At 34.5% G+C, this 13,491-nt stretch carries 10 protein-coding genes, 1 pseudogene and 1 other annotated feature; of the genes and pseudogenes, 9 read left to right on the top strand and 2 right to left on the bottom strand.

Features of this window, described 5'->3' with window-relative positions:
• Window positions 1–81 precede the first annotated feature (81 nt).
• A complete protein-coding gene (locus NBE98_RS06300; RefSeq protein ID WP_250813707.1) occupies window positions 82–1,401 on the bottom strand; it encodes a S1C family serine protease in 1,320 nt (439 codons plus the stop codon).
• Between the two features lie 234 nt (window positions 1,402–1,635).
• Between NBE98_RS06300 and NBE98_RS06295 the strand changes: the two genes are divergently transcribed.
• The 9 genes and pseudogenes from NBE98_RS06295 (at window position 1,636) to NBE98_RS06255 (ending at window position 12,204) form a co-directional block, all read left to right on the top strand.
• Window positions 1,636–2,208: a zinc dependent phospholipase C family protein gene (locus NBE98_RS06295; protein WP_250813704.1), complete on the top strand. Its 573-nt coding sequence runs from the start codon at window positions 1,636–1,638 to the stop codon at window positions 2,206–2,208.
• Window positions 2,209–2,499: 291 nt separating this feature from the next.
• Window positions 2,500–2,730 (top strand): annotated as a pseudogene (locus NBE98_RS06290) (glycine radical domain-containing protein); the annotation flags it as partial.
• 201 nt (window positions 2,731–2,931) lie between these two features.
• Window positions 2,932–3,164: a binding site (T-box leader), on the top strand.
• A 151-nt stretch (window positions 3,165–3,315) separates the two neighbouring features.
• A complete protein-coding gene (locus tag NBE98_RS06285) occupies window positions 3,316–4,479 on the top strand; it encodes an ABC transporter substrate-binding protein (RefSeq protein WP_250813703.1) in 1,164 nt (387 codons plus the stop codon).
• 56 nt (window positions 4,480–4,535) lie between these two features.
• Window positions 4,536–5,420 carry a branched-chain amino acid ABC transporter permease gene (locus NBE98_RS06280; RefSeq protein ID WP_250813701.1) on the top strand — a complete coding sequence of 295 codons (885 nt, stop codon included), beginning with the start codon at window positions 4,536–4,538 and terminating at the stop codon, window positions 5,418–5,420.
• A 12-nt stretch (window positions 5,421–5,432) separates the two neighbouring features.
• Window positions 5,433–6,392 carry a branched-chain amino acid ABC transporter permease gene (locus NBE98_RS06275; RefSeq protein WP_250813696.1) on the top strand — a complete coding sequence of 320 codons (960 nt, stop codon included), beginning with the start codon at window positions 5,433–5,435 and terminating at the stop codon, window positions 6,390–6,392.
• Entirely contained in the window at window positions 6,370–7,143 is a 774-nt protein-coding gene (locus NBE98_RS06270; protein WP_250813694.1) for an ABC transporter ATP-binding protein, read from the top strand. The genes NBE98_RS06275 and NBE98_RS06270 overlap by 23 nt, the downstream gene beginning before the upstream one ends.
• A gap of 100 nt (window positions 7,144–7,243) precedes the next feature.
• Window positions 7,244–7,948, top strand: a complete 705-nt coding sequence (locus NBE98_RS06265; protein ID WP_250813692.1) for an ABC transporter ATP-binding protein — start codon at window positions 7,244–7,246, stop codon at window positions 7,946–7,948.
• 89 nt (window positions 7,949–8,037) lie between these two features.
• Complete coding sequence (locus NBE98_RS06260) at window positions 8,038–8,799, top strand: potassium channel family protein (RefSeq protein ID WP_250813691.1); 762 nt, start codon at window positions 8,038–8,040, stop codon at window positions 8,797–8,799.
• A 159-nt stretch (window positions 8,800–8,958) separates the two neighbouring features.
• Window positions 8,959–12,204 (top strand): SNF2 helicase associated domain-containing protein, encoded by a 3,246-nt coding sequence (locus NBE98_RS06255; RefSeq protein WP_250813690.1) that lies wholly within the window; start codon window positions 8,959–8,961, stop codon window positions 12,202–12,204.
• Window positions 12,205–12,246: 42 nt separating this feature from the next.
• On the opposite strand, the gene NBE98_RS06250 is transcribed toward NBE98_RS06255, so the two are convergent.
• Window positions 12,247–13,374, bottom strand: a complete 1,128-nt coding sequence (locus tag NBE98_RS06250) for an aminopeptidase (protein ID WP_250813689.1) — start codon at window positions 13,372–13,374, stop codon at window positions 12,247–12,249.
• Window positions 13,375–13,491 lie beyond the last annotated feature (117 nt).

The following is a 13,491-nucleotide window of genomic DNA, read 5'->3' as shown; positions in this document are numbered from 1 at the left end:
ATACCCAAAAATAAAATATATATTAGTTTTAGAAGGTAAGCTATAACAAAAATAGCAGAGGAACTGGTCCTCTGCTATCTACTATTGCTCTTCAAATTTTAAGGTTAAGTTTACTTGTTTTCCACTTCTTTCTACAGTTAATGAAACTTCATCTCCAGCTTTGTGCTTATTTTTTATTTCATTAACTTCTGCAAAGGTAGTTACCTTTTTGCCATCAAAGCTAGTTATAACATCTCCTCGTCTTAAACCTGACTTTTCAGCTGGGCTGAATTCAGTAACATCTTGAATATAAAGACCTATTGGAAGATTGTACTGTGTGGATAAAGTCTTATCTATTTCTCTTCCCTGAATTCCTACCATCAATATTGGTTTTGACAAGTCTTGAATCTTATTTCTTATAGCGTTGATTGGAATTGCAAACCCGAGTCCTTCAACACCGCTTTGTTTTATTTTAGCAGTGTTTATACCTATTACTTGGCCTTGGGAATTTATTAGCGGCCCACCGCTGTTACCGGAGTTAATAGCGGCATCAGTTTGAATATATGAAGCTTTGTTTGTATCTCCATCAATCTTTCTGTTTAAGGCGCTCACTACACCAGTTGTTACAGAACCAAAGAAATCTGTTCCAAGAGGATTACCTATAGCTACAACTGATTCACCAATTTGAAGATTATCTGAATCACCAAGCTCAACTATTGCGGGTATATCAACTTTTTCGGTTATCTTTATTACTGCAACGTCATAGTTGGCATCATAGTTTACAACTTTGGCAGTTACAGTTTTATCGTTGCTTAATATTACCTTTACTTGTTGAGCGCCTTCAACTACGTGATAATTAGTAAGGATATAACCCTCTTGATTAATTATCATACCAGTACCAACGCCTTGCTGAACACCACTCTTTCCAAATAAATCTACATTTCCTTGAACTTGCGTTGTAACAGCAACGACGGCAGGACCAACCTTTTTAGCAACTTCTGATACTGTCAAAGCTTCTCCCTTTGAAGCTAATTGCGTTGGATGGCCGTCATAAAGAGCAGCTGCAGGGGTTGTGGATCCTCCTTTATTAAGAGACTGATAAAGGGCACTGTTTTCAAAAAGCTTTGTTTTAGGAAGCCCGTAAAGCAAAGCAGCTCCAGAGGCAGCTCCACCTATTATTGCGCAAGTTAATCCAAAAGCGACATAGGCCAAGGTTTTCTTTAACCCTCCACGATTTTTCTTTGGAACTAACATATTAGGTATTTCAACCTTAGGCTCACTATAGGATGCATAGGAACTGGCAGATTCTGATTTAGAATCATCATAATTAATAAAATGACTAGTAGTCTCAGTTTTTTCCTCACTGTAATTAATGTCTTGTTCGTTGTTATAATTAAACTCATGATTATTGTTAGTCTCCATAATCAATCCCTCCAAAATCTATATTAACATAATTATTATTAGCTGATGAGTATATAATAAAACTCAATTGTGGCAATTTGATGACAATGTTGTTACAAAATTTAAAATTTATTTTTTAAGGATATTGTAAATAACTAATGATTAAATTTCAATATGATATTTAATGCAGCATTTATCTAATATTTCCAGCATACTTTTGAATTAATAGAAGTTTTATAAGGCAGAGATAGTATTATGATTCCTGGAACTCATTTGATTATATCAAAAATTATAAATGAATATATTTTTAAAACTACCAATTTTAAATTGGATTATTCCTCCTTTGCATATGGGAACATTAGACCTGATATAGATAAAAGATATATCAAGTTACAGCATACCTACGAAGAGAGTATAAATAATATAATTTCATATTCTTATAAGCTTATGAAAGCAAAGCTATCACTAAAAGATTTCTCAGAGGGGTTAGGAGTGATTTGTCATTTTATTTGTGATTACTTTTGTTTGCAGCATAGTGCGAGTTATTGGAAGAAGAATAAACTTGAGCATGGGCTCTATGAACTTGAATTGCATACGAAGCTCATAAAGCTTACTGGAAATAGAACTTTGAATATAAGATACAAGTGCAAGAAAGAAGAAAATATTGAAATTCTGATAATGAAACTAAGAAAAAGCTATAACGATGAACCAGTTAGTATAATGAGAGACATAACTTACTCTATAATTGCAGGAATAGAAGTTAGCAGGATTATAATATATTCCAGCAAAATTTACGAAGAGCAGCTTAAATTGCTAAAGAAAAGATAATAAATCACTTAATACAAGATCAGACAGCAAACAATAGGTAATAATTATTGACAAATAAAAATTATTAGTATATTCTGGTGTAGAAATAACTTTGTATCGGGGGAGTAGAAAATGGATAGCAAAATGTTAATTGAAGCAGTTAATTCACACTTGGAAATAGTTAAGGACATGTATGATAAAGGTTATGAGCCTAAATTTCAATTGGTAGAGGATGAAGAAGGAATACACTTAGAAATAACAGCAGTACATAAAGAAAAAGCAAAGGAACTAGAAAGAGCTTCTGTTGCAAGTGAGGAAAGAGTAGATAATTTGACTTCTATTTTAGACGGGTACTTTGCACAAGGCGGTCATCATTTAAATGTTAATGTTTTAAAAAGAGAAACTCTAATGGATGCAGTTGAACATCCAGAGAAGTACCCGACTCTAACTATAAGAGTTAGTGGTTATGCTGTTAACTTCAACAGATTAACAAAGGAACAAAAGCTTGAAGTTATAAATAGAACTTTCCATGAAAGCATGTAATTAAGTATAATGATAAGAGCTAATCTATAGTTTGTCCTACAACTAAAAACTATAGATTAGCTTTCAATTTTAATAATAAAGAATTAATTGCAATTTAAATTAAAATTACTTGCAAAAAGTGTTGACAGCTATACTTTATCGTGATATATTATTAAACAAGAGCCAAACAAATTATGGGATTTTAGCATCAAAAACCTCTATATTAAAACTATGATGAAGAGCAAGCTATCATAAAATCAATTACAGAGAACTGGGATTAGCTGAGAGCCGGTATTGATTTGATAGTGAGCAATCACTTCTGAGTTTTGCAGCTGAATACTAGTAGGCTGCACCGTTGGGCCCCGTTAAAAGGCCAGGGTTTGTTAGAACCCGTAAAGATGATTATTGTGAGGTAATCATGAAGTAGAGTGGTATCGCGATATAACGCCTCTATATGTATTTAGCATACATATAGAGGTTTTTTTATATTATTTTTTAGAAAAGGGGGCGGTTTAGTTGGGACTCACTGCAGGTCAGGATGAAGATGGCATTATACTCAAGAGCCATTTATTAAAGTCAGTCGCGAATAAGAGGGGGAAATTAAAAATGAATAAAAAGTTATCAGTATTAGTATCAGCATGCGTTGTTATGAGTATTTTTGCAGGATGTTCTGCTGCAACTGTCAAAAATAATGCAGGTCAAATTAAGGTCGGCCTAAATTATGAACTTTCAGGAAATGTTGCAACTTATGGACAAAGTCTTGTCAGCGGTATCGAGCTTGCTATCACAGAAATAAATAGCAACGGTGGAGTTTTAGAAAAACAAATCGAGGCTGTTAAGGTGGATAATAAATCTGAAAATACTGAAGCAGCTAATGTATCTACAAGGCTTGCTACTAGGGATAAGGTAGTTGCTATTTTAGGGGCAGCAACTTCAGGAAATACTAAGGCAGCATCTCCGGCAGCAATACAGAACAAGGTTCCGCTAGTTTCTGCTTCTGCAACCTCAGATGATGTAACGGTAGACAGCAATGGAAAGGTTAGGGAATTTATATTCAAGACTTGTTTTAGTGATTCTTTTCAAGGCGTTATGATGTCTAACTTTGCAGTAAATGATTTAAAGGCTATGAAAGCAGCTGTACTCGTGGATACAACTAGCGATTACAGTAAAGGGCTAGCAAAGAACTTCGAAGAAACCTACACTAAGCAAGGTGGGCAAGTAGTAGGCAAAGAAGCTTATCAGGCAAAGGAAACAGATTTTAAAGCAGTACTTACAAAGATTAAATCTTTAAATCCAGAAGTGCTATTTCTTCCTGGTTATTATGAAGAAGTTGGACTAATTGTGAGACAGGCAAGAGATCTTGGACTAAATGTTCCTATACTTGGCGGGGACGGGTATGAGTCACCAAAGCTAACTGAGCTTGCAGGCAAGGATGCTTTAAACAAGGTTTATTATACAACTGCCTATTCATCAAAAGATACTTCAGCTGAAGTAGTAAAATTCAATGACGCTTATAAGAAAAAGTATGGAAAAGAACCAGATGCATTCAATGCTCTAGGTTATGATATGGCTTATTTAATTGCAGATGCATTAAAGAGAGCAGGAGAAGTTAATTCAGTAAAGCTTAAGGAAGCTTTAGAAGCAACTAAGGATTTTAAAGGAGTTACTGGTAAGGTAACTATTGATAAAAATCACAATACAGTTAAATCAGTAACAGTAATAGAAATGAAAAATGGAGAGCCAACTTTCTTAAAGAAATTAAATCCATAATCATTAGTCAGTAAATTTTAATTATCATAAGGGCATAGGAAAGGAAGTGTCGAGTATTGAAAGAACTATTTCAGCAGCTTATTAATGGTCTGTCTCTAGGCAGTATATATGCACTTATTGCTCTCGGATATACCATGGTATATGGAATAATCAATTTAATAAATTTTGCTCATGGCGATATATACATGGTGGGAGCTTATGTTGGTTTTGCAGTAACTACCTTTTTCCACTTGGACTTCTTACCGGCCTTATTGATATCAATGCTTGTTTCTAGTATTTTAGGAATGGTAATTGAGAAGGTAGCCTATAAGCCTATAAGAAAATCTACAAGAATTGCTGCGCTCATAACAGCTATAAGTGTTTCTTTGTTTCTAGAATATACAATGATGTATTTTGTTAAAGCTGAAACTAGATCATTTCCGCAGGTTTTATCTAATAAAAAGATAACATTTTTTGGTGGAAGCGTAGTTATGGACGCTAAAAATCTATATATAGTGCTAATTACAATAATGCTTATGATTATACTTCAATATATCATCCATAGAACTAAAACTGGCAAGGCTATGAGGGCAGTAGCTTTAGACAGAGAAGCTGCTCAGCTCATGGGCATTAATGTAGACAAGACTATATCCTATACCTTCGCTATAGGTTCAGCATTAGCTGGAGCAGCAGGAGTTCTTGTGGGAATTTACTATAACTCTATAAATCCACTCATGGGTGTTATACCGGGTTTAAAAGCTTTTATTGCAGCGGTTATAGGGGGCATAGGAATAATACCAGGTGCAGTATTTGGAGGCTTTTTCCTTGGAATAACAGAAACCATGGTAAGTGCTTATGGAGGATCGCTTTATAAGGATGCTGTTGCTTTTGCAATCTTAATACTGGTTTTACTATTAAAACCAAATGGTATCCTTGGAAAAGTAGTAAAGGAAAAGGTGTAGGGGGAAGATAATATGAAGCTGATTAATAAGAAGAATATAATTTCATTGTTAGTTCTAATCGCGGTTTATGGTCTAGGTCAGCTTATGATAACTACGGGGGCTATTGATAGTTATATATTTTTAAATATTGTGCTGATTGGAATTAATATTATACTGGCGATTAGCTTAAATCTAATAACAGGCTTTACAGGGCAGTTTTCATTGGGGCATGCTGCCTTTATGGCCATTGGAGCCTACACCTCTGGGATTCTAACAGCTAAGCTTGAAGCGCCTTTTATAGTAGCAATATTGCTTGCAGGGGCAGCAGCGGCTGTAGCTGGAGTTCTTATAGGAATTCCAACTTTAAGGCTTAAAGGGGATTATCTTGCTATTGCAACCCTTGGTTTTGGAGAAATAATAAGAATTGTAGCTCTTAATACAGAGTATATTGGAGGAGCTACAGGCTTAAATGACATACCTCAGTATACGAGCTGGACTTGGCTGTTTTTTATGTGTGCAGCAACAGTTATAATAATAAAAAACTTTATTAATTCCTATCATGGAAGAGCCTGTATTGCCATAAGAGAAGATGAAATAGCAGCAGAAGCTATGGGGGTTAATACAACCTATTATAAGGTATTGGCTTTCAGTATAGGGGCGCTGTTTGCTGGTATTGGTGGAGCATTATACGCAAATTATTTTTATTTTATAAAACCAGATGCCTTTGGATTTATGAAATCTATAGATATTTTAGTAATAGTAGTTTTTGGAGGCATGGGAAGCATTAGCGGGTCTATAGTAGGGGCTGTAGCACTAACGCTGATATCTTTATTTCTACAACGAATACCTGAGCTTAGAATGGTAGTATATTCTTTAATTCTCTTTGTAATTATGGTTTACAGACCACAAGGTTTATTAGGAAGTTATAAATTTAAATTGCCAAGCAGAAAGAGAAAGGAGGGCAAACTTTATGTCAGTGCTGAAGGTGAATAAGCTTTCAAAGGCATTTGGAGGTATTAAGGCTGTTACTGATGTAAGCCTAAGTATAGAAAAAGGAGAAATAATTGGCCTCATTGGCCCAAATGGTGCTGGAAAGACTACCTTCTTTAATCTTTTAACAGGCATATATACTCCATCAGAAGGCGAGATAGTATATGAATTTGATAAAAAGGTAACCTCTAAGATGTTAAAGCCTTATAAGATAACGCACTATGGTATATCAAGAACCTTTCAAAATATAAGGCTTTTTCAGAACATGAGTGTTTTAGACAATGTGCTTATGGGGTTTCAAAATAATTTAAAGTATGGAGTTCAATCAGCATTATTCAGGCTTCCTTCCTTTTATAAGAGAGAAGCAGAGGTTGAGGAGGAAGCTTTTAAGCTTCTTGAAAAGTTTAATCTTAAGGATAAAAGAGGAGAACTTGCTAAAAATCTTTCCTATGGAGAGCAAAGGAGGCTTGAAATAGCACGAGCACTGGCTGCAAAGCCAAAGCTTCTGCTTTTAGATGAGCCTGCTGCAGGTATGAATCCAAAGGAGACTCAGGAGCTAACAGAGCTCATTATTTGGATTAGAAAAGCTTTTGATTTGACTGTTATTCTTATAGAACACGATATGTCGCTGGTTATGGGGATTTGTGAAAGAATAATGGTGTTTGATTATGGAAAACTTATTGCATCAGGTACTCCAAAGGAAATTCAAAAGAATCCAGAGGTAATTAAGGCTTATTTAGGAGAAGCAGAATAAGGGCGTAATAATTAAGTATTATTACGTGCTCACTAGGAATGCAGGAGGCATAAAAGTTAATAATTTTTATGTTCTCATAAGGAATACAGGAGGGAAAAATATGCTAGAGCTTAGAGGTATAAATGTATATTATGGAGCTATCCATGCTTTACGAGATATAAATTTAAGAATAGAAGAAGGTGAAGTAGTTACTTTAATTGGGGCAAATGGTGCTGGAAAAACTACAACCCTAAAGGCTATATCTGGAATGTTGAAACCTAAAAGCGGAATCATAAAGCTAAATGGGAAAGATATAAGCTCAGTAGATGGAACAGAGATTGTTAAGCTTGGAATATCTCACTCTCCAGAAGGCAGAAGAGTTTTTTCCAAGATGAAGGTGATGGAGAATCTTGAGCTTGGTGCCTTTACAAGAAAAGATAAAGTGGAAATAAAAAAAGATTATGAAAAAGTATTTTCACTGTTTCCAAGGCTTCTTGAGAGAAAAGAGCAGCTAGCAGGAACTTTATCTGGTGGAGAGCAACAAATGCTTGCTATTGGTCGTGCATTAATGTCCAGACCAAAGCTTCTTCTATTAGATGAACCTTCCATGGGACTTGCGCCAATCATAGTAAAAGAAATATTCTCTATAATTAAGAATATTAATGAGGCTGGTACAACAGTTTTACTGGTCGAGCAGAATGCAAACCTAGCACTTCAGGCTGCTGATAGAGCCTATATAATAAGAAATGGAGAAATTGAAATGGAAGGAAGCGCAAAAGACTTTCTTCAGGATGAATTGGTTAAAAATGCATATTTAGCAGGCTAGAGTCGGAGAAATCCGGCTCTTTTTTAGAAGGAATTTTAATAAATTTAGCGAATCATACTAGATATATGTTTTTGGGGGAAGGGAATATTATGAGGGATTTAGATTTTACTAATAATGAAAGAATTGAATTTGCTTACGATGTTATAGTTGGAATCTTAGCCATTGTAGCAACCTTTGTTGTGGTGCTGCAATTCAATAAAAATATTAGTGACAGTCAGCTTGCTTACTTGAGTATAGCTGACAATGTAATTTATTTTATTTTTGTGCTTGATTTTTTTATAAGATGGGGGCTATCAAAGGATAAATCAGCATTTATAAGAAATCACTATGTGGATTTAATTGCTATACTTCCCTTTCACTTTTTTACAAACTCTCCATATGGGAGCTTGCTAAAGCTAATGAGAGTTTTAACTTACTCAATGAGGCTTATTCATAATATAAAAGATGTTTTATATACAAATGGTTTTATATATTCTCTAGGCTCTGCAACGGTAATAACTATTTTAGGCTCCTTTGCTATTTATTTTTTTGAGAAGGATACCAGCGCTACAATTAAGTCCTATGGGGATGCTTTTTGGTGGAGTATTGTTACCGTCACTACTGTAGGCTATGGAGATATTAGCCCTACTACAACAGCAGGTAGAATTATAGCGGCCATACTTATGCTGTCTGGAATTGGGTTTTTGAGTATGCTCACAAGTACAGTATCTACTTATTTTATAACAAAGACCAATGAGAAAAAAAGTGAAATAGTCCATGATGGAGAAAAGGTGGTTTTAGATATATCAGAGCTTAGTCAAGAGAAAAAGAAGATGCTTCTAAGCTACTATGAATTTTTAAAAACTATTTAATAAATATAGAAGTTGTGCTTCAGCAGCATGTTGAGGCTTTTTTGTATTTAGGCAGAAAAATATAAATTGTGATATAATAAAGGGATTATTAAGTTTTTTTTACAAGGATACAAAGATATAATAGCTATAATCAGAATTAGGAGTGCATGAGAGGTAACTATGAAAGAAGATATGCTACTTCAAATATTTAATGAAGGTACTAGCGGTAAAAAGCATGCCGATGGACAAAGAGTGTTAAACAATGACTTGGTTTCCTCGGTGAATATTACTAGTAACGATAATATGCTTTGTATAAATGGTTTTGTTATTTCGGAAAATCTTTTTAATGAATATACCACAAAGATTGAGATGGATGCGGATAAGAAAAATATATTTTCTACCTATTGCAGCTGTCAGGATTTTGAGAAGAATGAGTTCAAGAAGAGAAATTACTGCTGCAAGCATTTAGTGGCAACTTATTATAAAGCAGTGGATGAACTATCAAATCACGAGCTTTTTAAGGATGAAGAGGAAAAGGATAATGGAATATTGAAAAGTAGTGGCAATATATTGTCCCTGCTTTTAGGTGAGGAAAAAGATAAGGATGAAATAAAAATTGAAATTTATATAAATAAGAAGGAATGGGATGATAGTCTTCAGGCGGAATTTAAAATAGGCTTGAACTCAATGAGTTCGAACAGCCTTTATATATTAAAAGACCTTGAGCAGTTTTTGGTTGCACTTTATAACAAGGTGCCTGTTGCTTACAGTAAGAACTTTATCTTCGATATAAAGCAGCAAAAATTTAGCGTCAGAGATAAAAAACTCCTTGATTTTATTGAAAGCCTAAAAGAAATTGAAGGAAATACAAGATATTTTGGTAATAACAAAACAAATGCAGTTGATGGAAAATATTTAAATATACCAAAGTTTATGGCTAGAGAATTTTTTAATGTAATTAAACAACATAGGGTTTATTTAAATGAAGGCTTTTTTCATAGGCCAGTGGAAACAGAAATCTTGTATGAGACTCCACCAGTAGATTTTGATTTAAAGATAATAAAAAAAGATTACGTTTTAAAGTCTCCCGGTGGAATGCCAGCAGTATTAGGTTCTAAAAATGATGTGTTTTTATATGGAACTGAAATATACCTTCCAGGTTATGATTTTTGCTATAAAATAGCACCATATCTACAAGTATTTAACCAGGCAAAGGTTGTAACTTTTTCTGAAAATGAAGAGGATACAGTACTTAGGAAGCTCATTCCAGAGCTAAACCTTTTATCTCAGAACGTTGCTTTATCTAAAGCCATAAAAGACAAAATAGTTATTGGGCAATGTGAGATTAGTTTTTATTTTGATAAGGAAGGAAACGATATAGAACTTATTCTAAAAGCTAAATATGGAGCTTATGAGTTTAACGTATTTGAAGATTTTCAGGAGAAAGTAATTTATAGGGATTCTAAAAAGGAAGCTCAGGTTATTGCAATGCTAAAAAATCTAGGCTTTGAAGAAATAAAGAACAAGTTTTATCTTTTAAAGGATGATGAAAACATATTTAGATTTTTTAAATATGAAATAAGTAAGCTTCAGGAAATAGGAGAGGTATACTATTCAGAAAGGTTTAAAGGCTTAAAGTCTATTGGAAGCAAGGGCATAAAAGGAGATATCAAGTCTGGGAAATACGATTACTTTGAACTGACTTTTAAAATCGGAGATGTTCCGTCGAGAGAAAGTGCAGAGATACTGAGAGCTTTTAGAGATAACCTTAAGTTTTATAAGCTTAAAAATGGAGAATATATTGACCTAGAAGAGTTGGAGCTAAAAAAGTTTCTAAAGTTATTAGACGCTGTTGCTTCAAAAGGTTTGGAGGACAATAAGCTGGAGGTTTCTAAAAGCAGGGCTCCCTATATGGAGAACTACTTAGAGGAAAACGGCATTAGGTATATGAAAGGAAAATCAGAGCTTAAGGAAGTTACTGAAAAACTTAAGAATGTACAGTCATTAAGTTTTGCGCAGCCTGAGAATTTAAAGGCAAATCTTAGAGAGTATCAAAAGGTAGGCTTTAATTGGTTTATGACTTTAGATTACTTAGGCTTCGGAGGGATTTTAGGTGATGAAATGGGACTTGGAAAGACTCTTCAAGCTATAGGCTTTATAGCTGCTAATGGAGGAAGTAAATCCTTGATTGTAGCTCCGACTTCTTTAATATACAATTGGGCAAGCGAGTTTGAAAAATTTGCGCCCTCTGTTAAGATATCAGCAGTTAATGGTTCTAAGGAAGAGAGAGAAGAGCTAATTAAAAATTTAAGCCATTATGATGTTCTTATAACAACTTATAATCTTTTAAAAAGAGATATTGAAAGCTATAAAGACATAGAGTTTGACTACTGCATTTTAGATGAAGCACAATACATTAAAAATTCAAGTTCTCAAAATGCTGTAGCTGTTAAGGAAGTAAAGGCAAAGAGAAAGTTTGCACTTTCAGGTACTCCGATTGAAAATTCTCTTATGGAGCTTTGGTCCATATTTGATTTTGTAATGCCAGGCTACCTTTATGATGAAAAAACGTTCAGCGTTAGGTATCATAAAAAGCTTAGAGAAGAACCAGTAGTGCTAGAAGAATTAAATAGACTTATAAAGCCATTTATTTTAAGGCGAAGAAAGAAGGAAGTTATAAAAGAACTTCCAGATAAAATTGAAAAAACTCTTGTGGTAACCATGGAGGAAGAACAGAAAAAAATATATGGAACCTATGCTAATTATGCTGTTGACCTTATTAAGAAGAGAGTTGAAGATTATGAATTTCAAAACAGTAAAATTGAAATTTTATCTTATATAACAAAGCTAAGACAGATATGTTTGGACCCTTCTGTGCTGATGAAGGAATACAATGGAGGAAGTGCAAAACTTGAGGCGTTAGTGGAATTATTGGAGCAAAGTATTGAAGAAGGACATAGGATCCTAGTGTTTTCTCAATTTACCTCTGTGCTTAAAAACATTGGAAGCAAAATTACTGCAGAAGGAATATCCTATAGTTATTTAGATGGGTCAATACCTTCCGAGAAAAGAATGAGTATGGTTAAGGCTTTTAATGAAGGTGAAAACTCTGTATTTTTAATAAGTTTAAAAGCTGGAGGAACAGGCCTAAACTTAACCTCAGCAGATATAGTAGTTCATTTTGATCCATGGTGGAACCCTGCGGTTGAAGAGCAGGCTACAGACAGAGCCCACAGAATTGGGCAAAAAAATGTTGTCGAGGTCATTAAGCTTATTGCTAAAGGAACTGTTGAAGAAAAGATACTAGCTCTGCAGCAAGACAAGAAAAAGCTAATTGCTGAACTTATGGGAGATGACTTATCTAATGGTGAAACTTTGATGAGTCTAAGTGATGAAGAATTGATTGAATTGTTTAATTTTGACTAAAATAATGGAACCTAGCAGATTTAGCTGCTAGGTTCCATTATTTTATAAATTATATTTTTCTAATATGCTGTCGATGAATTTGCCGTTTTCATAGAACAACTCACCATCGGCATAAATTTTGCCACCGCTTCTCATATCACAAAGCATATCCCAGTGAATTGTTGATCTGTTTTGTCCGCCAGCTTCAGGCATTGAATCTCCGATGGCCATATGTATGGTTCCACCTATTTTTTCATCAAAGAGCATGTTTCTTGTGAATTCCTTGATGCCATAGTTAGTGCCTATAGCAACTTCACCAAATCTTACTGCGCCTTCATCAGTTTCAAGAAGTGCCTTTAAAAGCTCCTCACCCTTTGTTGCAGTAGCGGTTACAACCTTGCCATTTTCAACATGAAGAACAATACCTTCAATTTCTTTACCCATATATATTCCTGGGAAACTAAAGGTTATTACTCCATTTACACCATCTTCAACAGGTGAAGTAAATATTTCTCCATCTGGGAAATTCACTCTTCCATCACAGTTAATCCACTTTCGGCCATTAACATTTACTTTTATGTCAGTTCCTTCTGATATAAAATGGAGTTCTTTTTTAGTATCCAGGTATTTTACCCAGCGTTCTTGTTCAGCACTAACTCTTTTCCACTCAGCTACAGGGTCTTCGAAATCAAGAAGCCCTGCACCATAAACAAATTCTTCATAGTCGCTAAAGCTCATGGAAGCCTCCTGAGCATCAGCATAAGTAGGGTACTGAGTGCCACACCATCTTAGAGATCCGTCCCCCATCTTTTCTGAATAAATCTTTCTCCAGCTTGCTGCGCCTTTAGAAGAAAGCTTGAGTTTATTTACATCTACTTTTGAATTTGTCTTCGTGTTTCTGTCTGCCCAGGCTGAAATCCAAACATCAGCATTTTCAAGCATGGTTTTCATAAGAACGTTTTCATGAAGAAGCTGATTTTCACTGCTGTACTTAAGTCTTGCCTCTGCTACATCCTGAGAGGAAAGCACAGTTTCTACGTGAGCTCCTGCTTTTACAGCTTCCTTAACAACTTCTACCATCCAAGGTTTTGCCACTTCATCGCAGGATATAAATACAAAATCACCAGGCTTAACTTCAGTAGAATAATTAACTAAAAGTTTTGCAAGTTTATTTAGTCTTTGATCAGGCATTTTTTAAATCCTCCTTGTAAGTACACAAAGATTACTAATCTCTATGAATCTGATTACTACTACATTAATATATTACCAAAAATTTCATAAATTCTCTATACTTAATGCAAATAAAGC

Source organism: Clostridium swellfunianum, assembly GCF_023656515.1.
GTDB classification, from domain to species: Bacteria; Bacillota; Clostridia; order Clostridiales; family Clostridiaceae; genus Clostridium_AT; species Clostridium_AT swellfunianum.
Note: the sequence above shows the minus strand (reverse complement) of the source record. Positions and strands in the feature narration are given on the sequence as shown.

Excerpts from the sequence above, each read along its gene's own strand:
- NBE98_RS06265 (WP_250813692.1), top strand. The coding sequence starts at position 7,244 with ATGCTAGAGCTTAGAGGTATAAATGTATATTATGGAGCTATCCATGCT.
- NBE98_RS06255 (WP_250813690.1), top strand. The coding sequence starts at position 8,959 with ATGAAAGAAGATATGCTACTTCAAATATTTAATGAAGGTACTAGCGGT.
- NBE98_RS06275 (WP_250813696.1), top strand. The coding sequence starts at position 5,433 with ATGAAGCTGATTAATAAGAAGAATATAATTTCATTGTTAGTTCTAATC.
- NBE98_RS06285 (WP_250813703.1), top strand. The coding sequence starts at position 3,316 with ATGAATAAAAAGTTATCAGTATTAGTATCAGCATGCGTTGTTATGAGT.
- NBE98_RS06300 (WP_250813707.1), bottom strand. The coding sequence starts at position 1,401 with ATGGAGACTAACAATAATCATGAGTTTAATTATAACAACGAACAAGAC.
- NBE98_RS06270 (WP_250813694.1), top strand. The coding sequence starts at position 6,370 with ATGTCAGTGCTGAAGGTGAATAAGCTTTCAAAGGCATTTGGAGGTATT.
- NBE98_RS06250 (WP_250813689.1), bottom strand. The coding sequence starts at position 13,374 with ATGCCTGATCAAAGACTAAATAAACTTGCAAAACTTTTAGTTAATTAT.
- NBE98_RS06295 (WP_250813704.1), top strand. The coding sequence starts at position 1,636 with ATGATTCCTGGAACTCATTTGATTATATCAAAAATTATAAATGAATAT.
- NBE98_RS06260 (WP_250813691.1), top strand. The coding sequence starts at position 8,038 with ATGAGGGATTTAGATTTTACTAATAATGAAAGAATTGAATTTGCTTAC.